The 21266-nt window shown below is 63.8% G+C and carries 15 protein-coding genes and 1 tRNA gene; 5 read left to right on the plus strand and 11 right to left on the minus strand.

The features are described from left to right. Window positions 1-90: 90 nt before the first annotated feature. Genes fdhD through RR842_RS01765 form a run of 5 tightly spaced genes read right to left on the minus strand, consistent with a single transcriptional unit; the run spans window position 91 to window position 6600 of the window. Entirely contained in the window at window positions 91-843 is a 753-nt protein-coding gene (fdhD, locus tag RR842_RS01745; RefSeq protein WP_332512211.1) for a formate dehydrogenase accessory sulfurtransferase FdhD, read from the minus strand. A gap of 27 nt (window positions 844-870) precedes the next feature. Beyond that, window positions 871-1776, minus strand: coding sequence for a formate dehydrogenase accessory protein FdhE (locus tag RR842_RS01750; protein WP_332520919.1), 906 nt, complete (start codon window positions 1774-1776; stop codon window positions 871-873). Next, complete coding sequence (locus RR842_RS01755) at window positions 1773-2540, minus strand: cytochrome b/b6 domain-containing protein (RefSeq protein ID WP_332512215.1); 768 nt, start codon at window positions 2538-2540, stop codon at window positions 1773-1775. The genes RR842_RS01750 and RR842_RS01755 overlap by 4 nt, the downstream gene beginning before the upstream one ends. Next, window positions 2533-3456 carry a 4Fe-4S dicluster domain-containing protein gene (locus RR842_RS01760; protein ID WP_332512216.1) on the minus strand — a complete coding sequence of 308 codons (924 nt, stop codon included), beginning with the start codon at window positions 3454-3456 and terminating at the stop codon, window positions 2533-2535. The genes RR842_RS01755 and RR842_RS01760 overlap by 8 nt, the downstream gene beginning before the upstream one ends. Window positions 3457-3468: 12 nt before the next feature. Next, a complete protein-coding gene (locus RR842_RS01765; RefSeq protein WP_332728873.1) occupies window positions 3469-6600 on the minus strand; it encodes a molybdopterin-dependent oxidoreductase in 3132 nt (1043 codons plus the stop codon). Window positions 6601-7156: 556 nt separating this feature from the next. Here RR842_RS01765 and selD point away from each other — a divergent pair. Next, complete coding sequence (gene selD, locus RR842_RS01770) at window positions 7157-8248, plus strand: selenide, water dikinase SelD (RefSeq protein WP_332728874.1); 1092 nt, start codon at window positions 7157-7159, stop codon at window positions 8246-8248. A 116-nt stretch (window positions 8249-8364) separates the two neighbouring features. On the opposite strand, the gene RR842_RS01775 is transcribed toward selD, so the two are convergent. The 3 genes from RR842_RS01775 to RR842_RS01785 are packed head-to-tail and all read right to left on the minus strand — an operon-like array spanning window position 8365 to window position 10468. Next, window positions 8365-8670, minus strand: a complete 306-nt coding sequence (locus tag RR842_RS01775) for a DUF3343 domain-containing protein (RefSeq protein WP_332721739.1) — start codon at window positions 8668-8670, stop codon at window positions 8365-8367. Then, window positions 8667-9302: a sulfurtransferase-like selenium metabolism protein YedF gene (yedF, locus tag RR842_RS01780; RefSeq protein ID WP_332553383.1), complete on the minus strand. Its 636-nt coding sequence runs from the start codon at window positions 9300-9302 to the stop codon at window positions 8667-8669. The genes RR842_RS01775 and yedF overlap by 4 nt, the downstream gene beginning before the upstream one ends. Before the next feature lie 14 nt (window positions 9303-9316). Further along, window positions 9317-10468 carry an aminotransferase class V-fold PLP-dependent enzyme gene (locus tag RR842_RS01785; RefSeq protein ID WP_332728875.1) on the minus strand — a complete coding sequence of 384 codons (1152 nt, stop codon included), beginning with the start codon at window positions 10466-10468 and terminating at the stop codon, window positions 9317-9319. 699 nt (window positions 10469-11167) lie between these two features. On the opposite strand from RR842_RS01785, the gene selA reads away from it, so the two are divergent. The 3 genes from selA (at window position 11168) to RR842_RS01800 (ending at window position 14821) form a co-directional block, all read left to right on the plus strand. After that, window positions 11168-12637, plus strand: a complete 1470-nt coding sequence (gene selA / locus RR842_RS01790) for an L-seryl-tRNA(Sec) selenium transferase (protein WP_332728876.1) — start codon at window positions 11168-11170, stop codon at window positions 12635-12637. Next, window positions 12634-14571 carry a selenocysteine-specific translation elongation factor gene (gene selB, locus RR842_RS01795; protein ID WP_332728877.1) on the plus strand — a complete coding sequence of 646 codons (1938 nt, stop codon included), beginning with the start codon at window positions 12634-12636 and terminating at the stop codon, window positions 14569-14571. The genes selA and selB overlap by 4 nt, the downstream gene beginning before the upstream one ends. Before the next feature lie 152 nt (window positions 14572-14723). Continuing rightward, window positions 14724-14821: transfer RNA gene (locus RR842_RS01800), tRNA-Sec, on the plus strand. A 149-nt stretch (window positions 14822-14970) separates the two neighbouring features. Here the strand turns inward: RR842_RS01800 and RR842_RS01805 are convergent. The 3 genes from RR842_RS01805 to RR842_RS01815 all read right to left on the minus strand — a co-directional run bounded on the left by RR842_RS01805 (window position 14971) and on the right by RR842_RS01815 (window position 20252). Continuing rightward, window positions 14971-16230 (minus strand): putative ABC transporter permease, encoded by a 1260-nt coding sequence (locus tag RR842_RS01805; protein WP_332721746.1) that lies wholly within the window; start codon window positions 16228-16230, stop codon window positions 14971-14973. Beyond that, window positions 16227-18722 carry a glycoside hydrolase family 3 C-terminal domain-containing protein gene (locus RR842_RS01810; protein WP_332728878.1) on the minus strand — a complete coding sequence of 832 codons (2496 nt, stop codon included), beginning with the start codon at window positions 18720-18722 and terminating at the stop codon, window positions 16227-16229. Before RR842_RS01810 ends, RR842_RS01805 begins: the two co-directional genes overlap by 4 nt. A gap of 120 nt (window positions 18723-18842) precedes the next feature. Beyond that, window positions 18843-20252, minus strand: coding sequence for a DUF2252 domain-containing protein (locus tag RR842_RS01815; RefSeq protein WP_332728879.1), 1410 nt, complete (start codon window positions 20250-20252; stop codon window positions 18843-18845). Window positions 20253-20565: 313 nt separating this feature from the next. Between RR842_RS01815 and RR842_RS01820 the strand changes: the two genes are divergently transcribed. Continuing rightward, window positions 20566-21246: a LytTR family DNA-binding domain-containing protein gene (locus tag RR842_RS01820; protein WP_332512235.1), complete on the plus strand. Its 681-nt coding sequence runs from the start codon at window positions 20566-20568 to the stop codon at window positions 21244-21246. The last annotated feature ends 20 nt before the right edge of the window (window positions 21247-21266 follow it).

The following is a 21266-nucleotide window of genomic DNA, read 5'->3' on the forward strand; positions in this document are numbered from 1 at the left end:
GACGGTGCGGGCGGCTTTCTCAGCCATTGTACACCGCGCCAATCGCGTGCTCGCGAAGCGGCACGCAAATGTTGACCGCTTAGAGCGCGCTTAGACCAACAGGCGCTCAGGGCACGACAGCACGCGCAGGCGGCCGTCCCGGCAATGCGACACGAGGGTCACGCCCAGGGCTTCAGCATGCCGTGCAGCCTCGTCGGTAGCCGACTTGCGGGATACCAGCACCGCACAGCCGGCACGGTGCGCCTTCAGCGCCATCTCGGTGCTGATGCGCCCGGTAATGAACAGCGCCTTGTCGCGCACGTCCACGCGATCAAGCCACGCCTGGCCGATGAGCTTGTCCATGGCGTTGTGGCGCCCGATATCCTCGCGCACGAGCATAAGCGAAGATGAGTCCGCCGCCCCCAGCCCGCAGCCGTGGACACAGGCGCCAGTGTTGCGGCGAGGGCTGCGCTCGCACAGCTCGTCCATCTGGGCCAGCAGCGCATCCGGATCGAAGCGCGCCTCGGATGCCAATCGTTTAGCATGCGCGATCGGGGCGCCGCCGCGCAGCAACGCCGACTGGGCACACCCAGCCGACGTCACGCGGTGCAAGGGCACGTAGCCGGCGTGGACCTGCTCGCCGCTATCCACGTACACGGCCGCACCCTCTTCGTCGGCGCGAACTTCGACGAAACGGTCGCGGTCCGCGATAAGCCCTTCCGACAGCAGGTAGCCCACAGCCAGTTCAGCCAGATCGTAGGGGCTTCCCTGGCTTACCGCGACCGGATCGCCGTTCAAAAAGATGCGAATAGGCCGCTCTTCGGTTGCACGGGGTGCGCACGTTCGATACTCCACGATGGCCATAAGCGGCCTCCTTCCTTGCAATAAGCGCTAGCTTTGCCGATCGGTTGCCTGCATACCGCCGGCAAAGGACGGGTCTAGCGCGATGGCGTCCAGCCGGGCCATGACCACGTCCTCTACCTGAAACGAGAACGGGGCCAGCACCTCCTCGGCATATACCGTGCGCACGTAGCCTCCACATTCGTCGCAGGTTGCCAGGCGGTGCGCTTCGTCGCCCTCGATGTTGAAGTAATGCAGATGGCCCTGGTTCTGGGTGCCGCAACGAGCACAGCGCACGCGCTCGAACTCCCACGTGCAGCCGCACTGGCCGCACCAAAGTGTCTTGCCGCGTCCTTGGTTTGAGCCAGCACCTCCCACTTGGGCCGCTACCGCCTGCCCCCCGCACACGGGACAGTGCAGCGCATGCGGCTCAGGCGTGCCGTGGCGGTCGAGCTCACCCGCCACGGCGGCCGCCGCACCCGCAAGCTGCGAGCGCAGTGCAAGCAACACCAGCGGCAGCGCCACAGACAGGCATCCGTCATCCATACCATCGTCTGCCAAAACCTGAGCAAGCCCTTCCACGTAGGCCGCAGGAGCCTCGCCCGCCAAGGCGAGGGGGCTAGCTGCCACCACGCGGTCCCATTTCACCCGTAAAAGGCCCGAGACGACCTCGGGCGAGAACCCGCCCTCGGCCACCGCGCAAGCGCCCAAGCGCTCCAGGGCCTCAGCCAGCGCCGCCCCGTCCACCGCGACGGGAGACAGTGAGAGCACCGGCTCCCCCGCCTCGTACCATTCCCGCAAGCGGGCGAACTCGGGCAGGTCGTAGGCCGGTGCATCGGCAGCACTCGCCGCCTCGACCTCCCAAAGCTTGCGGAAGAAAGCCAGCCGACCGCCATCGCGCCCGTCGGCCGACATGCTGTAGGCAGCTACTGCCGCATCGATCGCCTTCAAATTCATGAGCGCTTCTTTTCTACGATATTTGTGCCGGCGGCAAGCTCCTCACGCGCCCAATGCCCCCAATGGTACAGGGCATCGGACTCCGATACCGTGCCGTCGCCGAACATGAGTGTGTGCGTGCCGCGGTAGGGTTGGAAAATGCCGGCACCCAGGAAGATATGCGCCAGGCCGAATACGGCGATCAGCAAGAACCCCACGTCGTGCAAGAACAGGAACACTCCCTGCGCGGCGCCGAAATCGAACAGCGTCGTGCCCAGAAGCAGCACCACGCCCGTGATACCCATGAGCGCTCCTGCAAACCAGAGCATGCCGTCGGCAAAACGCTGCCCGCTCTTCAACTCGTGCTGGTCGGGCATGTGTATCCACTTGGCCATGAACAGGTACGGGAAGAACAGCACCATCCATTTCTTGTCGTCGCCGTCCCACTTGGCGAACAGGTTCTTGAAGATATGAGCCACACCCTTCGGAGCCAGAAGCGCACTGATGAGGGGCACAGCTACGAACACCACGCCCAGCACGCGATGCGACATGCGGATAAGCCACACCGCATCAGGACCGGCCGCCGCAGCCAATGCTGGCACGAACACGAACAGGCCCGATATCGCCAACAGGATGCACGCGACGATAGTGATACCGTGAGTCAAACGCGCCTGAAGTGAGTGGCGCTTCAGGTAGCGCGCGGTGCCGCCTTTGGAGAGCTGCTCCAAAAACGCCTGGTTCTGGGCGGCTTCCTCGGCACAAACCGCAACAGGTCCCTTACTCATCGCTGCCTCCCTTCTTCGGCAGGTTCTCAAGGATATGCTCCCTCACCGATTCGGTGTCTTGGCCATCGCCATGCTTGACCACCTCGCCCGTCGCAACGTCCACCGTGTCCTGCGTCTCGGGATTGTAGGCCACCGTATGCCGCTTGTAGCCCACGCCCAGCGCGAACATGGCAGCAAGGCCTACGACCGTGAGGCCCGTGACGGCGCCCGTAACCGGCTTCATGATCTGCGAGAGACCCACCATCGGGTTCACCTGCGGGTTTTCTATCTGGCCATGGGGTACCACCCCGTACTTCAGCACCTGTACCACGTGCAGGCCGCCCACTTCGTCCTCGCCGTACACGACGGCATCGGGGTAGCCTTTGCCGTGCAAGTAGCCCACGCGCTCCTGTGCTAGCGCCACCATTTCGTCGCGGTCGCCGAATTTCAGCGCCTCAGGCTGGCAGGTGCTCACGCACGCCGGATCAAGTCCCTGTTCGATGCGGTCGATACAACCGGTGCATTTCTCGATGCGGCCGTTGTCGGCGCGGTAGTGCGGCACGTCGAATGGGCAGGCCGTGTGGCAGTACTGGCAGCCGATACACTTGGACTGGTCCACGCTCACCAAGCCCGTGGCCTCGTCAACGGCTAGCGCCCCTGCCGGACAGATCTGCACGCAGGGAGCATCCCCGCAATGCTGACAGGCACGGCGGCCGAAGGCCCATTTCACGCCCTTGTCGCCGCCAGCCTCCTCATGGAAGCTGACCAGCAGGCGCGTGTCGCCGTTCAGATCCATCGGGCTTTGGTACGAACCCGTTGACGGATTGCCGTTCTTCTCAAGGGTCGAGGGCAGGTCGTTCCAGCATTTGCAGGATACCTGGCACCCGCGGCAGGCGGTGCAGCGGGAAGTGTCGAAAAGAATAGCTTTCTCACTCATAACTTGCACCTCCTACAGCTTCTCTAGGTCGACGAGGAACGCCTTGTACTCCGGCACCCAGCAGTTCGGGTCACCGACGTTCGGCGGCAGGTCGTTGACGATGTCGCCTGTGGCGAAGTCGCCCGCCCAACCGAAGTGGTGTGTCATGCCCACCTGGTGCACCGTCTCGCCGTTCACCGTGAAGGGCTTGAAGCGCGGGGTGACGAGCGCCATGATCTCCACCGAGCCGCGGTTGTTGAACACGCGCACACGCTCGCCGTTCTCGATGCCCTTTTCGGCCGCCAGCTCGAGAGAGACCTCGACGAATTGCTCGGGCATAGCTTCGTTCAGCGCCGGGCACGTGCGGGTCTGCCCACCGGTCTGCCAGTGTTCGGTGACCGAGTACGTGGTCACGGCAATGGGATACTGCTTGCGATCGCCGCGCTTGACGGAGTCGAATTCAGCGAAGCGGACGCACGGGGAGTTCTGCGAGCCGTTCAACTGGTTATCCGCCGGACTCTCGAAGGGCTCGTAGTGCTCCGGCAAAGGCCCGTCGCTCATACTGTAGCTCTCCAAGCGGGCACCTTGCTCCCACAGCATGAAGAACGCCTTGTTGTTCGGGGGCACAGGCGTGCCGTTCGAGACGGCCACGAAGTCAGCCACGTCCACCTGGTCCCACTTCTCGCCGGTCCACTCGACCAGCTTCTTGTCCGGGTTCCAAGGCTTGCCCTGCATATCGGCCGAACCGCGGTTGTAGATGATGCGGCGGTTGAGTGGCCAGGCGTACGCCCACTTCGGATGCAGGCCCAATCCCGAGGGATCCTCGGCGTTGCGCCCGCCGATAGCCTGCTCGGCCGGGTCGAGCGGTGCTTGTTTGTTGGCCCAGAAGCCGGTGTATATCCACATACCGCACGCCGTCGAGCCGTCGGCCTTCAGGTTGGCGAACGTGGTCAGCAGGTCGACCTCCGCGCGCTCGAAGTCGGACCCAGCCACGTTGTAGCCGTTCAAGGCCCAAGCCACGGGACGCGGGTCGATCTTGCCGTCTACGTAGTAGTCCCACTTCGTGTTCAGGATGGGCTCGGGCGCCACACCGTCTTCCTTCTCGTACAAGTCGACGATACCGCGCCACAGCACGTCGCATATCTCGTAGTCGGGTTTGGCCTCGTCCCACGGCTCGACGGCCTGGTTGCGCCACTGCAGCCAGCGGCCTGAGTTCAAAATAGTGCCCGGCTTCTCGTAGATGAGCGCGGCAGGCAGGAAGTACACCGTGGTATCCACGTCGGCCGGATTCATGTCCGGGGCCTTCCAGAAGCACGACGACTCCGTCTCCACCCAGTCTGCCACCACGAGCCAGTCAAGGTTTGCCATAGCGCGGCGCACGTTGCTGGCGTTCGGGGCGGAATGGCAGGGGTTCATGCCCCAGTTGAAGTAGCCCTTGATAAGCCCTTGGCTCATCAGCTCAAACGAGCCGATGATGGAGTAGTCGGGGCTCTTCGGCACCTTCGGCCACCAGTCGTAGCCGTAGTCGTTGTCCACCGTGGCCGTCTCGCCGAACCACTCCTTCAATGCGGAGACGATGAACTTCGGCTTGTTGGTGTAATAGCCGTCCGAATACGTCTCCTTCTCCAACCACGCGCGCAAAGAAGGCGTTCCGTACTCCGTAGGCCAGTTCAGATAGCCGGGCTGGTTCGCCACGAGCATGCCCATGTCGGTGGCACCCTGCACGTTCGGCTCGCCGCGCAGCGCGTTCACGCCGCCGCCAGCCACACCGACGTTGCCCAGCAGCAGCTGCAAAATGCCCATGGAGCGGCAGTTCTGCGCGCCGTAGGTGTGCTGCGTCTGGCCGAGGGCGTACAGGATGGTTCCCGACTTCTCCGGTGCGCCGGTAGACGCATAGATGGAGTAGACTTTCTCGAGCAGGTCTTTGTCCATGCCGCATACGCTGGACACCATGTCTATATCGTAGCGGGAATAGTGCTTCTTCATCTGCTGGAACACGCACATCGGATCCTGCAGGGTCGCATCGCGCTTCGGCACCTCGATGGTCGGAGGCGTGAACGCGGGCACCCCAACGGACACAGCCCACGCATAGGCACCGGAGGTGTCCCATTCCTTCGTCGATTCGACTTGGTAGTGCCATGAATGGTTATCGTAGGTGGCCGTTTCCTCGTCGAAGCCGGAGAAGATGCCCTCGTTGATGTCGAAGGAATACTGCTCGTCCAGCAAAAACGAGGCGTTGGTGTAGTTCAGCACGTACTCATGCTGCCAGAGGTCGTTTTCCAAGATGTAATTGAACATGCCGCCATAAAAGGCGATATCGGTGCCCGAGCGGATAGGACAGTAGACGTCGGCCATCTCGGCGGAGCGGGTATAGCGCGGATCGACCACGATCCACGTGGCGCCGTTGTCGAGCGCCTTCTGTATCCATTTCGAGGAAACGGGATGGTTCTCTACGTTATTGGAGCCGATGGTCAGAAGGACATCGGCGTTTTTGAGATCGCAGTAATGGTTCGTCATCGAACCGCGACCGAATGTTGCTGCCAGACCGGCAACCGTGGGGCTGTGTCAAACACGAGCCTGGTTGTCGATGGCTATCACCCCTAACGACCGCATCATCTTGTTGATGAGGTACTCTTCTTCGGAGTTCTGCTGGCTGCCGCCGAGGCTCGCAATACCATGGCAGCGGTTCACCGTGAGACCGTCTTTCACCGTCTCGAACGTGGCGTCGCGGGTGTCCTTCACCCAGCGTGCAATCTCGGCGACGGCATCGTCCCAGGTGATGTTCTCCCATTCGGCACCGCCGGGACGGCGCACCAGGGGCGTGGTCCTGCGGTTCGGGTTCTTGATGATCTCGCGCGTAGCCGGATCGACCACGTTGCGCAGCTGGAACATGGTTGCACCCTTGGGGCAGAGCCCTCCTTGGTTGATGGGATGGTCGGGATCGCCTTCGATGTTCACCAGCTCGCCGTCGCGCGTCGAGCAGATGACGCCGCAACCTCCCGAGCAGTAACAGCAGATGTTCGTGTACTCCTCGGTGTTGACCAGCTTCCAATCCGTCTCAGGCTCGACCGCCAACGCGACCGACTGGGAAGACAGCTCGAACGCCAGGGAAGTGGCAAGAGCGGCACCGGTGGCTTTGAAAAAGCCCCTGCGTGACAGGTTCATGTCCTCGATCTCCTTTCCAACTTTTCAAACTCGTCCTATTGCAATGCACGTGCGGACCGCGATCGGAACCGAGGCGCTCGAGAACAAGGGAGAACGCCCACCCGCCCACGGCCCTGAAGGTGATCTAAGGCCGTCCGGCGCGCTTTCCGATCGACCGACTCGATGCTACCATGCGCAGCGACAAGCGATCTCCCTGACTATGACAGACCCCTTGCGCGTAATTCGGCGAGCGGTCTTTTGCGGATATTTGTTGAGGTAAACGGTCTGTTTTCCCAGGTAAACGGCTTTCTCGATCGGTAAATGGCAAAATAGATGCGGTGGCTTTCTTCGGTGAGCGGCCATCCGGCCGTCCTTTCGCATGCTGTCGTGCTCGTGTCGGATGAAAAGCCGCGAAAGCATCAAGCACGATCCTCGGCCCCTCAACGAAACGGCAGCGCACCGGGTCGCGGAAACAGGCGTCGAGGAAAGGGAGAAACCGTCCTGCTATACTTGACTGAAACAGACGGCATCAAGCGAAAGTGGCGCGATGCCAAGCAAAGCAAAGAAGGAGCCGGACATGGACGAAGTCGAGCGCATCAAGCTGACGAAGCTCACCTCGAAGGGCGGTTGAGCGGCAAAGTGGGGTCCGGGAGACCTCGACGACATACTGCGCATGCTGGCATCGTCATCGGGCGTGGGAGGCGGCGGATCGAGCCCTGCACCCGATGCCGAACGCTTGATGCTCGGGTTCGAGACCAGCGACGATGCGGCCGTATGGAAGCTCTCGGACGACGCGGCAGCCGTGCTCACCGTGGACTTCTTCACGCCCATCGTGGACGACCCCTACGAGTTTGGACGTATAGCTGCGGCCAACGCGCTCTCCGACGTATTTGCTATGGGAGCGAAGCCCCATGTGGCCTTGAACCTGCTGGCGCTCGATTGCGAGCTGGGAGCCGGCGTGGCGGCAGACATCCTGCGCGGAGGCGCCGATGCCGTGCGGGAAGCCGGCGCATTCGTCGCCGGTGGCCACACCATCGACGACGCGGAGCCGAAGTACGGCTTGGCCGTGTTCGGAACGGTGCATCCCGACCGCGTCGGGCGCAATGCCGGAGCCATGAGCGGCGACGCGCTGTACCTGACCAAACCGCTCGGCACCGGCATCATGGTAGCGGCGCGTGCCTGCGATCTCGTGGACGACGAGGGGCTCAGGCCCGCCATCGACTCGATGATGGAGCTGAACGCCGCTGGTGCTGCCGCACTCGAGGAGGCCGGCATGCATGCCGTCACCGACGTGACGGGCTTCGGTTTGGCCGGGCACCTGCACGAGATGCTTACAGCCAGCGGATGCGCCGCCGAGATCGACTTCGAGGCGCTACCCCTGTTCGAAGGCGTGTGGGATTTCGCGAAGGCCTACTGCCGCCCGAACCGGGCCTTCTCCATCATGGATTTAGCAGCAGGCTACGTGGGGCAAGGGCTGCTCGACGACGAGGAGTACGACAACCGTCTGGCGGTGATCTGTGATCCTCAGACCTCCGGCGGTCTGCTGGCTGCGGTGCCCGCCGAGGCGGCCATAGCCTTCGAGCGCGCCTTCGAGACGCGCACCGGCCGCCTACCGGCCCGTATCGGGCGTTTTCTCGAAGGGGAGGCCGGACGTATCGCGTTCGCATAGCGTTCGCATAGCGAAAAAGCCGCCGCCGGTCGAGCCGAGCGGCGGTTTTGCTGCATCGGCAGCGAACCTGCACAGATGGCATCAGGGAAAGCCTCGGTAGGGCAGGCCATCGAAGCCTACAACTGCGCCACCAGGCGGTAGCCCTCCCCCTCCTGGGCATAGAGCGCAGCCAAACCGCGGGCATCGGGAACGTCCGCCGCAAAGGCCCGGGCTGCTCCGTCAGACGGGGCGTCGAAGCGCAGGGACATGCCGCAGCTGGCGCTGATGGCGCGGGGAGTGGGAATCATGCGCGCGCCGCGCGCCTCGAGCACGCTCGCTGCAGCCATAGCGGCGTGCGTAGACTCGAAGGCAACGACATAGACGTGCAGCTCGGGTGCCGCGCCTGTGCTGCGCTCAACACTGCTTGCCGGCCGCTCGCTCACAACGTGATGACCTTTGCCGCTTCGCGCATGCGCTCGAGGATGTCGTACATGTTGGAAACCTCGCCTGCGCCCAGGCTGTCCTTCAGGCCGTAGAAGTCCAGGCAGGTACCGCAGACCAGCACCTCGGTGCCCTGCTCGGCCAGCGCCTGCACGCTTTCCACGACCTGGGGCTCCTCGCCGGCCACCAGCTTCACGCCTGCATTCATGAACAAAAGCGATGCCGGCGGGTCGCCTGCCTCGGACAGCGTGTACAGCGCCATCTTCATAAGGTTGCGCCCCAGCGCGCCCTCGCCATCGCCTACCGTATCACGACTCACGAACACGGCATAGCCGCATCCGCCACCCGTCGAGCACGCTGCGGGTGCGCTCACAGCGGCCTCAGCTGCCGCAACAGGCCCGCCATCAGACACCGGTGCTGACTCGTCGCCCTCTGAAAACGACACCAGCCAGCCGCCTTCTATCTCGTCGATAGACACCGCCAGGCCCGTCTTGCCTCCCAAACGCGTAAGGTTCTTGCACGCCGTCTCGTTGTCCACCTGCACGGCCAACTCGCGCACGCCGCCGTCGATCTGCTTCTTCGCCAACACCAAAGGTTTGGGGCACTGCATACCGAACGCATCGATGATCTGCATATTCGCTTCCTTTCCTACACCTGTTCGCTCAGTTCGCGTACTACCTGATCCAGCGCATCGATACCCGCCTCGACCTCCTCGTTGGTGGTGAAATGCGAGAAGCTGAACCGCACGGCACCGCGCTCCTGGGTTCCCAAAGCCCGATGCATCAACGGCGCGCAGTGCGCGCCTGCGCGCGTGCACACGCCGTACTCCACCGAGAGCAGGTCAGCGATTGCAGCGGAATCAAGGCCGTCCGCCTCGACGGCAACGATGCCGCAGCGGGCAATGCCACCATGCCCGCCCAGCACGCGCACCCCGGGAATATCCTGCACCCCGGCCTCGAACCGCTCCGTAATCTGGCGCAGCCGGTCGGCCACCGCACCGACCCCCACGCGCTCCAGATACGCCACGCCCGCCGCAAGGCCCGCAAGGCCGTGCGCATTCAGCGTGCCCGCCTCCAAGCTCTCGGGCATGAAGCGCGGATGGCGCTCGTCAAAGCTGTGCGTGCCCGACCCGCCTTCCAGAAGAGGCGGGATGTCCACACCCTCGGCCACACAGAGCCCACCGGTGCCCTGCGGGCCGTACAGGCTCTTGTGCCCCGTGAAGCACACGACGTCTGCCCCCGTAGCGGCTAGGGAGAGAGGCAACGCACCGGCTGTCTGGGCCGCATCGAGCACGAACAGCGCACCCGCCTCGTGGGCCAGACGGGCCATGCGCGCAACATCGTACACGTCGCCGGTGAGGTTTGACGCATGGGTGGCCACGACGACGTCGGCGCCGTTGAGCAGACGCGCATAGGACGCGAAGTCAAGCGCGGCGTCGGGCATCACGCTCGCGATGCGCACCTCGCACCCCCGTTCGTCACGTGCCTTGAACAAAGGCCGCAGCACCGAGTTGTGCGAGGCCGCTGTGGTTACCGCGCACCCTCCGTCGGGCAGAAGCCCGGCAATCGCGACATTCAGGGCAGCAGTCGCATTGAGCGCAAACGACACGCGTGCGGCCGACGGCGCGCCTAAGAGACGCGCGAGCGCCGCGCGTGCATCGTATACCGCGCGTCCTGCATTGAGCGATGCCTCGTGCACACCACGGCCCGAGCCCCCGAACGAGCCCAGCGCCGCACATACGGCCTCGACTACTTCGGGGGGCTTGACCCTCGTCGTCGCCGCATTGTCGAAGTAGATCATAGCGTCAGGCCTCCTTTCCATTATATCGAAACCAACGATAGCAGATCCTGCCCGCGTCATCCGAGCACAAACCATGAGCGCGCCTTTCCCGCCATGCGTTATCCTCATTGCACGCCCTCGTGCGCTGAAAAATGAATCTTTCATCTCTTGGACCGTCCGTTACTGCCCTCCCTTGAACAATCGCTCCTACGTCAGATCGATTCTCTCGGTAACGCGTTCTATACGTAGCCACAACAACCCCACTAGTGCTCGTTCAACGGAAAAGAAGGAACAACACGAGCAGAACCGCGAAATAGAACAGATGCTGTGCAAAATTTTCGTTTTCCCTCAGCTAAATATGCACATTTCAAAGCTCAGAGAACCACACGAGCAACACGTCGTACAAAGCACCTGATCAAGAGCGTACGCGTGAATAAGAATACGAGTCGTCGAACGAAAAAGCTCAACTGAGGATGAAATACTTGCGGGAAAACGAAAATTTTGCACAGCATCGGTCTGGTTTTTTGATTTTAAACCGATAGCTGAAGCGCCATCGTTGGACTCCTCGATTGTGTTATTCGGGATGGGGTCACCGAGTTGCGCCACCCCCGCATAAGGCAGCAGCGAAGAGTTTGCCAACTGGTATAATACGGAGCAGTCACCGCACCTAGCACACGCCAAAGTACACCTCGCTCCCCCTCGCAGAAAGGCCCTTGCACCATGCCCCCCACCGCAATCCGAGAACTGCTGCGCACCCTGCCGAAAGTCGAAGACCTGCTGCATGCGCCCTGCGTCGAGGCGCTGGCCGGGCGCGTCCCGCGGCCCTTGATCGTGGAAGCCGTGCGCGCCGCGGTCGACCAGGCCAGAGCGGCCATCTTGGAGGGCGCTCGCACGCAGGTGGACACGCAGGGCATCGAGCGCGATGCCTGCTCCCGTGCGCTTGCACTGGGGCGCCCGTCGCTGCGCCGGGTGATCAACGCCTCGGGGGTGATCATCCACACGAACCTCGGCCGCAGCGCGCTGGCACCCGCTGCCGTGCAGGCAGCCTGCGACGTAGCGCGTGGCTACTCGACGCTGGAATACGACACGAGCACGTTGGCCCGCGGTAGCCGTCATGATCACTGCGAGCGCCTGATCTGCGCGCTCACCGGCGCAGAAGCGGCCGTCGCCGTGAACAACAACGCCGCCGCCGTCATGCTTGTGCTCTCCGAGTTCGCCGCCGGGCATGAGGCTGTCGTCTCGCGCGGCGAGCTGGTGGAAATTGGCGGGTCGTTCCGCGTGCCCGACATCATGGCGCTCTCGCATGCGCAGATGGTAGAGGTGGGCACCACGAACAAGACCCATGTCGCCGACTATGCGCGCGCTATCCAAGCAGACACCTCAATGCTGCTGAAAGTGCATCCTTCGAACTACCGCATGATCGGGTTCACCGAGAGCGTCGACGTGCGCGAGCTGCGCCGCCTGGCCGACGCCGAGAACGAGCGACGGCACGCGGGTGCAGGCGTCGCGCCTGCCGGGGCACCCGACGAGCTGCTGGTCTACGAGGACCAAGGGTCGGGCGTGCTCGTGCACCTAGCAACGCTCGGCGAGCACGCCGAGCCTACCGTGGCCGACTCCGTCGCCCGCGGATGCGACCTGGTATCCTTTTCCGGCGACAAGCTGCTCGGCGGGCCGCAGGCGGGCATCGTCGTAGGTGCCAAGCGCCACATCGACCGCCTGAAGGCGAACCCGCTGGCCCGTGCCCTGCGCCTGGACAAGATGACGCTCGCAGCGCTCGAGGCGACGCTGCGCCTGTACCTTGATGGCGAGCGCGCCGCCTCTGAGGTGCCCACCCTGCGCATGCTCGTCGAGCCGGCCGAAACCGTGCGCCTGCGTGCCGAGAAGCTGACTGAAGCCCTCACGGCCGCATTGCCGCCCCAATGCGCCGCGCTCTCGCTGGTAGAGGAGGTCGGCCGTGCAGGCGGCGGAGCGCTGCCCATGTGCGACATCCCCACGTGGGCCGTGCGCGTGGAGTTCCTGCGCGGCGATGCCCTGTCCTGCGAGCGCCACCTGGTGTCCGAGCGCGAGGTACCCGTGGTAGGGCGCATCAAGCGCGACGCACTACTGCTCGATGCCCGCACGATCCTGGAAGGCGAAGGCGACGAGATCGCGCGGGCAGTGGCCTCCTACTTCGAGGAGGGGCTGGCATGACGGGCCCTGAGTGCGCCCCGGCGCGCCGCATCGTGCTGGGCACAGCCGGCCACATCGACCACGGCAAATCCTCACTCGTACAAGCGCTGACCGGCATCGACCCCGACCGCCTGGCCGAGGAGAAGCAGCGCGGCATTACCATCGAGCTGGGCTTCGCCGAGCTGGAACTGCCCGGGGGCCTCTCCGTAGGCGTGGTGGACGTGCCGGGCCACGAGCGCTTCGTGCGCCAGATGATCGCCGGCGCCACCGGTATCGACCTGGCGCTTCTCTGCATCGCCGCCGATGACGGCATCATGCCGCAGACCATCGAGCACCTGGCCGTGCTGGAGCTTTTGGGCGTGCCGTCCTGCGTCGTGGCCCTTACGAAGGCCGATCTCGTCGACGACGAGTGGCTAGCCTTCGTCTCCGGCGAGATCGAAGCGTTCTTAGCGGAGTCCGCCTACGCGGGCGCGCCCATCGTACCCGTTTCGAGCCGGAGCGGAAGCGGCCTAGCCGAACTCTCCGACATGCTTACCCGTGCAGCCAAGGCGACCCGACCCGCAAAGGAAGGCACTGCCGCGCGGCTGCCCATCGACCGCGTGTTCACCATCAAAGGCGCCGGAACCGTGGTCACCGGCACGCTCTGGAGCGGACGCGTGTCGGTGGGTGACGAGCTGGAAGCGCTGCCCAGCGGCCTGCGCTCCCGCGTGCGCTCGGTACAGGTGCACGGCCGCGACGCCGAGGCGGCCGAAGCCGGCATGCGCACAGCCCTGAATCTGAATGCACTGAAGAAAAGTGACGTGCGCCCGGGAGATTTCCTAGTCGCCCCCGGCACGGCCACCGCCACGGACCGCTTCGACGCATGGCTTACCTACCTGGATGCAGGACAGGGCGGCAAGCCTCTGGCCAGTGGCGTACGCGTGCACGTAGCCCACGGCACGCGCGAAGTCACCGGCCGCGTTCTGCTCATGGATGCGCAGGAGTCGCTGGCCCCGCGCCAGAGCGCTTATGCGCAGATACGCCTCGACGAGCCGCTACCCGTATCATGGCGCGACCGTTTCGTCGTGCGCTCGTACTCGCCCGCGCGCGTCGTGGGCGGGGGTACGGTGCTGTTCGCGCATCCGCGCCGCAGGACGAACCTAGCCCCGGGCGAGCGAGAGCTGCTCGATGCCCTGCGCGCGCACGACGAGGCGGGCGCAGTCGATGCCGCCCTCGCCCGCGAAACCCATCCCGTGTCGCCTGAACAGCTTTCCCGTGCGGCAGGCCTCAGCACCCAAGCCGCCGAGAAACGCCTCCGGGAGCTTCACGCCTCGGGAGCCGTGACCGCCGTAGGCAGCGGAAAGCCGCCCTTCTTCGCATCCCGCAGCGTACTCGCCCGCGATCTATCCGCCCTAGAAAACGCGCTTTTGCGCTTTCACTTAGAGAGTCCCCTGCAGCCGGGCATGACGAAAGGTGAGCTTGCACAACGCTGCTTCAAGCGCATCGACCCCGCCGCCTTCGACGCCCTGCTGCAAGAGGCCGCCACAGCCGGGCGCATTGCCCAGGCAGACGGACAGATAAGCCACCCCCAGGCAGGAGGTGGCGCCAAACGCGCCGAGGAGCAGGCGGCAAAAACGCTCTCGTCGCTGCTGGATGCGGCAGGAGCCGCCCCGCCCGCCGTGGCAGACCTCATCGCACAGGCGAACGTCCCCTCTGCCGTAGCCAATCGCGCCTTGAACACGCTAGAAAAGCAGGGCCTCCTCGTGCGCACGGGCCAGGAGCTGTGCTTCTCGGCCGAGGCGTTCGCCACCCTGTCCGCTGCCGTCGTGCGCCATCTCGAAGAGCACGGCCCCTCGCCGGCGGCCGACCTGAAGGAAGCCATGGGCACTACCCGCAAGTACGCCATGCCCGTCCTCGAACGCCTCGATGCGCTTGGCACCACCGTCCGCGAAGGAGATCTGCGTCGCCTGCGCTGATACGGAACCTGCTTCGTGCCGTCCCTCCGATCAAGGGCAAACACACGCCACATGCAACATTCCGGTGATTTTGTGCCAAGCAAGGCCAGTGTAACGGCAATTACCGGTATAATGCACAGACGGAGCCGGTAAGGCTCCCTTCTCTTCGACACGGAGATGGACGGAATCCTGGTGGATCCCGCGGCCTTCAAAGCCGTTGTGGGGCGCGCAGAACGTCCTGGGTGCGTTCGATTCGCACACATCTCCGCCACTAATGGCCAGCGCCCGCATCGAATCCGATGCGGGCGCTTTTATGGTGCCGAGCTCCCGACAGGAACGCGCACGATCCGGCTCCCCTACCAGATCTCATGACAGCTCGAGCACGCTGCGCTCGAGCTGCCCCGGCTCGTCGGGCGATCCCTACACGTCGGCGCGCGCCGAGTCCGCAGGGTTCATCTCCATGGTCTGGAAGCGATTCTGCATATATTCGCTGTCGAAGTGCTTGGCATAGAACTGCTCGATAGGCGTCGAAGGGGTCTGACCTGCCATGCGCTGGTACCAGCAGTCGAGCGACTGGATGGTCATCACGCCGTTGACCAGCATGAGCACCGTGCATACCGCCGTCACGCTGTAGCGCCACTTCCACGGTATCAAGTTGATCAGCTTCAGCAGCTGGGGCAGCAGCAGCTTGATCCACGCCAGGCCGAGCACGCCCCATGCCACCATGAACACGAAGTTCGTGCGCCCGTCGATGGACAGGAACGAACCTGAGTAGTCCCAAGCACGGATGCCGAAGGCAAACTCCATGATCCAGCTGGTGAAGAACTCGAATGCTCCGCCGATCACAGCGCTGACCAGGAAGATAACCCACACCGGCTTATCGTAGAAACGGTTCAGGGCAATGGTCATGAGCGTGGCACCGAAGCCGTAGATAGGCGAGAACGGCCCGAACAGCATACCGGCGCGATCCTGGTACTCATGGAATACGATAAAGTGGAATATCACCTCGATGATCAAGCCCAGCACGCAGCACACCACAAAAATCCAGAACAGGTTAAAGAAGTTCAGCGCAATGAATCCTTTTTTTGGCTTGCGCTCCTTCGCAAGGCGCTTCTCTTCGGCGGCCTGGTCCTTGTCCATCTTCTTGAGCTTGCGCTGAAGCTTGCGCTCCTCCACAAGCGAAGGGTCCAGGTAGCTGGTCAGCGCAATGAGGATAACCAGCTGTACCAGGTAGCCGATATGGTGCGGCGACAGTCCGTACAGCATCATCGTGGCGATGATCTGAGTGACCGTGATAGCGGCGAGCGTGTTCGCTGCCACCGCCGCATGGGCGCGCTTGTTCCTGAGAAGGCGTACTCCCAAGAACACGAACAGCACCGCGGATGCCGTCAGCAAGGCCACCAACACGCCGAAGATCACCAGCGACGACACCTTGTAGGTGCCGGCTCCGATAGTCTGCACGAACGAGATGACCACAGGGACGGCATCGCCCAAGGCGGCAAGTCCACCGAGCAAGGACAGAACGCCCATTATCCTCAAGACCAGCGGCAAACGGGCACCTTCCGGATCGCGGGGAGCGCCCGTACCTTGCGACGAAGGTTGTTCACCTTCTGGCCGAGCACCTCCTGATGCGCCCTCCGGTTGCCTTGCGGCATCTTGCTCGCTGTTGTTCTCGGTCATGCTCCTGCTCCTTTCTGGGACGAGGTACTGCAACGGCCCTCGTCCTCCTCAATTGTCCGAACCTCTTGCCCTGCGCCCTGCGCAGCGCCTTTCCCCGAGGAGGCCTCGGCCGCCTCGTCCTGCTTGGCCGGCTTAAGGCTCCGCAGCCGCTTAATGCCCCGCAGGAAGTGGTAGTTCATGATGTCAACGATACCGGCTACCAGGTTCATGTCCATACCCGACATGGCTAGCATGCGCAGCGGCGTGTCCATTGCAAGCAGCTCGAGCGACTTTTGCTGCGCGACATCACCGGGCAGCAAAAGCTTCAGCTCACGGCGCAGCAGGTAGCACACCGCCTTGCCCAGAAGCGAGGTCTGCAAATCGCCCACCGTCGCGTTGGCCGTATAGGGTCGCAAGGGCGTGAGCACCTTGGGGAGACGGCGGCCGTACAACAGGGCGAACGCCTCTTCCGTAAAGCAACCCGGAGCAACACGATGGTAGGCTCCTGGCGCGTTGTCGGGCTGGGCCGCCTTGCCGGCCACCTGCACCTCCCGACACAACCGCACATCACGGCTCGAAGAGGATACCCGCAGCTCATAGGTGCCCGCCTCCACATCCCACGCACCCTCGGCAGGGCAGTAATGCGCAAACGACGAGCGCGGTACCCGCAAGGCCACGCGACGTTCCTCACCCGGCGCCAACTCCACCTTGGCAAAGCCCTTCAACTGCTGGGGGGCCTTGAATACCTGGGCATCGCGAGGGGCGACGTAGAGTTGCACGACCTCTTTGCCAGCCCGATCGCCGTCGTTGCGCACGGTGAACGAAACCTCGAAGCCCTCGTCCGCATCTGCTACGCGCATATCGCGGTAGGAGAACGCGGTATACGACAATCCATGGCCGAACGGGTAGGCAACCTCGATGCCGACGGCATCGTAGTAGCGGTATCCGGTGTAGATACTTTCGCGGTAGGACGCCTGGCGACCCTGCGCGGGAAAGAAGTCTGCACAGGGCGTGTCGGCAAGCCTGAGCGGCCACGTCTCGGCCAGCTTTCCCGACGGGTTCGCCACACCCAGCAGCAGATCGGCCGTCGCCCGCCCCCCACGGCAACCCGACAGGTAGCTGAGAAGGATCGCGCGAGGCTTCCCACGCCACGGCAACTCGACCGGAGAGCCGCCTTGCAGCACTATCACCGTATTGGGGTTTGCCGCGCACACGCGCTCGACCAGCGCGTTGTGGCCAGCGGGTAGCGCCATATCCATCCGGTCGGACCCCTCGGATTCCGAGGCGTCGGGCAGGCCGACGAATACCACGGCGACCTCTGCTTGCGATGCCACGCGCACCGCCTCGGCAAGCTGCTCCTCGGTAGCCTCTCCTGTGTCCGCATCGTAGCCAGGAGCAAAAGCAACCGGTACCCCCGCAGCTTCAAGCGCCTCGAAGGCGCAGTCCAGCGATGCGGGGTTGATCTTCGACGAGCCCGCACCTTGATAGCGCGGCTTGCGGGCAAAGGCCCCGACGACGGCGATGCGCGCAGCGGCGTCCAGCGGCAGGATGCCGTCGTTCTCCAGCAGCACGGCCGCCTCCTCGGCAACAGCCCGAGCCACGTCCAGCCGTTCGGCTTGGCTGCGCTTGATGCCGATGTTCGCTGAGCTGACATGCTGCTCGTGTAGCCCCAAGATGCGGCTCACCGCCCGGTCGAGGTCCGCTTCGGACAGCACACCTCGCGACACGGCCTCGGCCACCTCGCGGCGGTAGTCCGCACGCGGGCCGGGCATCACCAGATCCAAACCTGCGGGCAGGCTGGCCAGGTTGTCGTTCTCGGCACCCCAGTCGGTGACGAACACGCCCTCAAAGCCCCACTCCTCGCGTGCAATACGCTCCATGAGCTGCGCATCCTCCGAACAATAGGCTCCATTCAGCAGATTGTAAGCAGTCATAACCGTCCACGGGCGGCCCTGCTCCACCGCTCTGCGAAACGGCTCCAGATACACTTCGTGCAGCGCGCGCTCGTCTACAACGGCATCGACGATCAGACGATTCGTTTCCTGGTTGTTGCAGGCGAAGTGCTTGAGCGAAGTTCCCACACCGCAGCTCTGAACGCCTTGGATATAGGCGGCGCCCAGCTCTCCGGCAAGGCAGGGGTCCTCGCTGAAGTACTCGAAATTCCGGCCGCACAGCGGGCTGCGCTTCATGTTCACGCCAGGACCCAACAGCACGGCCACCCCCTGCTCGCGCGCCTCGTCGCCCAAGGCCTCCCCCATCGTGCGCATCAAATCGAGGTTGAACGTACACGCCACCGCACTGGCAGTGGGAAAGCTCACTGCCGGCTCGCTTGCCGCAAGGCCTAGGTTGTCGGCCGCGCCAGCCTGCTTGCGCAGGCCGTGAGGGCCATCCGACACCAAAATCGGCTCTATCCCTAGGCGAGCGCATCCGCCCAGCATCCAGTACCCCTCGCCGGTAAGGCAAGTGCATTTCTCCTCGAGCGTCATCGAGGATACCGCATCATCGACGTTCACAGGCCCTCTTTCCCCTCGTCTTCCCAGCACTGCAATGGCATTCCCTGCCCGGCCTCCTTGCGGCCGCTATCGCACGCCGCCATCTTAGCATGCTCGTTTCGACTTTGTCCTCAACGCGCTTCAGACTCGGAAGCGACCCCCTGTCGCAAGCGAACCCTCCGAAAGCGCATCGATGAACATACGGAAATCTGCCTCGTTCTGGTCGGCATAGGAGGCAGCGAACTCGGCGAGGGCTCGGTCGAACGAACTGCCTGTCCCCAGATAGCCTGCGATGGCGAACCGGTCGCCCGAGCGGGCGTGGGCGCGGGCCAGCGTCCAGCCGCACAGGCGACCGAGCGCCTCGATCTCGGCCGGCGCGGCAGTGTCCAGGTCGGTCGAGGTCTTCCAATCCCACAGCTGCCGTACGTAGTAATCCCGCACGTGCCCGCCCTCATCCTCGGCGCCCGTGTAGCCCAAGAGCATATCGCTGGAAGCCTGCATAAGACGCTGACCGCGCACGACGCGCTCGCCATGCGAGGGCAAGCCGCACGGACCGGCGATGCGCTCCACCACGGACTCCTGAGCCTCCTTCACCTGCAAGACCAGCGGATCGCCCGTCTGCGCATCGGCGAAGGCCACGATCCAGGCACGGGTTCCCACGCTACCTACGCCCACGACCTTCTGCGCCGCATCGAGGTAGGTATAGCGGTCGAACAGGCAGTGCAGCTCAGGCGAGAGACTCTCACGATAACCGGCAAGCAGCTCCACCAAGGAGGCTGCCACCCGATCGGCATCGGCAACCGGGGCGAAGCGATCGAGCGGCACCAGGTAAGGCGGGTCGAACATGATACGCAGCTCGCCGTCCTCCCAGCGGACGTGCTTCTCGAACGCGCGCGTACTGGTTTTCCCATAGGCCTTCTCCAGCTTGTCGCGCACGCGACGCGCTTCCTTGCGCGACGCGCCCGCAAGCGCCCGGGTCAACACGTCGACCACATCGAGCTGGGCATACCACACCTCAAGCGCGCCCATCCGGGAGAACGCGTTCATAGCCTCGCGGTAGCTCCCAACGGCCGAGCGAACCGCACTGCGCCGCCATGAAGGCCTGAACCCGCGGTTGCGACCGCATATCTCGATGCTGGCAGCCAGCCGCTTCACGTCCCACTCCCAAGGACCCGGCGCCGTCTCGTCGAAATCGTTGATATCGAACACGAGGTGGCGCTCCGGAGAGGCGAACCCGCCGAAGTTGGCCAGGTGCGCATCACCGCACACCTGCACGCGGATGCCCGTCGCGGGCGTGCGAGCCAGGTCGGCGGCCATCGCGAGCGCACCGCCACGGAAGAAGGCGAAGGGCGAGGCGCTCATGCGCAGGTAGCGTTCGGGCACCAAGTAGGCCAACCGCTGCTGCGCCTGCTCGTCCAAAAGCTCCAGCGGGCCCGTGCGGCCTTCTTCGACCTCCCAAGCGCCATGCGCCGCCCGAGGAACGCTGCTGCGCAAGGCACGTCCCCGCTCGCACGCTGCGCGAACGCCTGCATCGGTCTCTGTTTCGCCCATTGCCCGCCTCCTGTCTTCCCTTCGCCTTCAAAGAAGAATTCTATCCTGCCTTTCAGGGCATACGCAAACATAACTATAACCGACCGCCCACCTGCTCAGATGCTCCGAGCGAAACCGGCAGCTCTTCGTGCGAAACCAGCCTGACCCCTCGCAGGTCGCAGCCCGCGTCCAAAGACAGCACCCGAGAACGCAACCCTGCATCCCTTTTTGCCGAACCCGCCCAAGAAGCGAAAACGACCCTGTCGACGGAGAAAACGACAGGCCGCATAAGTTGGAAACATGGTATAAATAAGGTTCGAGGAAAGGAGCGTACATGCAGATCGCCCTCTGCGACGACAATCAAGTCGAACGGGAAACTCTCGCCGCCTTGCTGATGAAGCTGCGGCCGAGCGCCCATGTAACGCAGTACGAAAGCGCCCAAGACCTGATCGACGTGCATCGGGGTGGCAGGCGCTTCGATCTCGTCTTCCTCGACATCTACCTCGAAGATATGAACGGCATAGACGCCGCCGCGGCGTTGCGTGCCGACGACGAGCGGCTTGCCATCGTGTTCTCCACGGTCAGCCGCGACTTCGCCGTAGAGAGCTACGATGTCGCCGCGATAGCCTATCTGGTGAAACCCGTGGGCATCGAGCCTTTGGCTTGCGCGCTCGACCGCTTCGATGCCACCTGGAAGCCGCGCTGCATCTTCATCCGCGACCGCTTCTTCACCATGGACGACATCATATGCGCCGAGAGCCGCAACAAGCACGTCACCTTCACGTTCCGCGACGGAACCACCGCCGAGATAACCGCCAAGCTCAGCGAAGTGGAAGATCAGCTGCAAGGAGGCAATTTCCTGCGCTGCCATCGCAGTTTCATCGTGAACATGGACCACGTCGAGCGCATCGGAGACAAATGCTTCGTCACCGCCACGGGCGACACGGTGCTCATACGCCAAAAGCAGTACGCCGCCATGAAAAAGCACTACTACGACTACATCACGTCGCGCTGAGGCCCGTTGCCGGGCAAAAG

It is taken from the genome of Gordonibacter sp. (genome assembly GCF_036667095.1).
In the GTDB taxonomy this organism is placed as follows: domain Bacteria; phylum Actinomycetota; class Coriobacteriia; order Coriobacteriales; family Eggerthellaceae; genus Gordonibacter.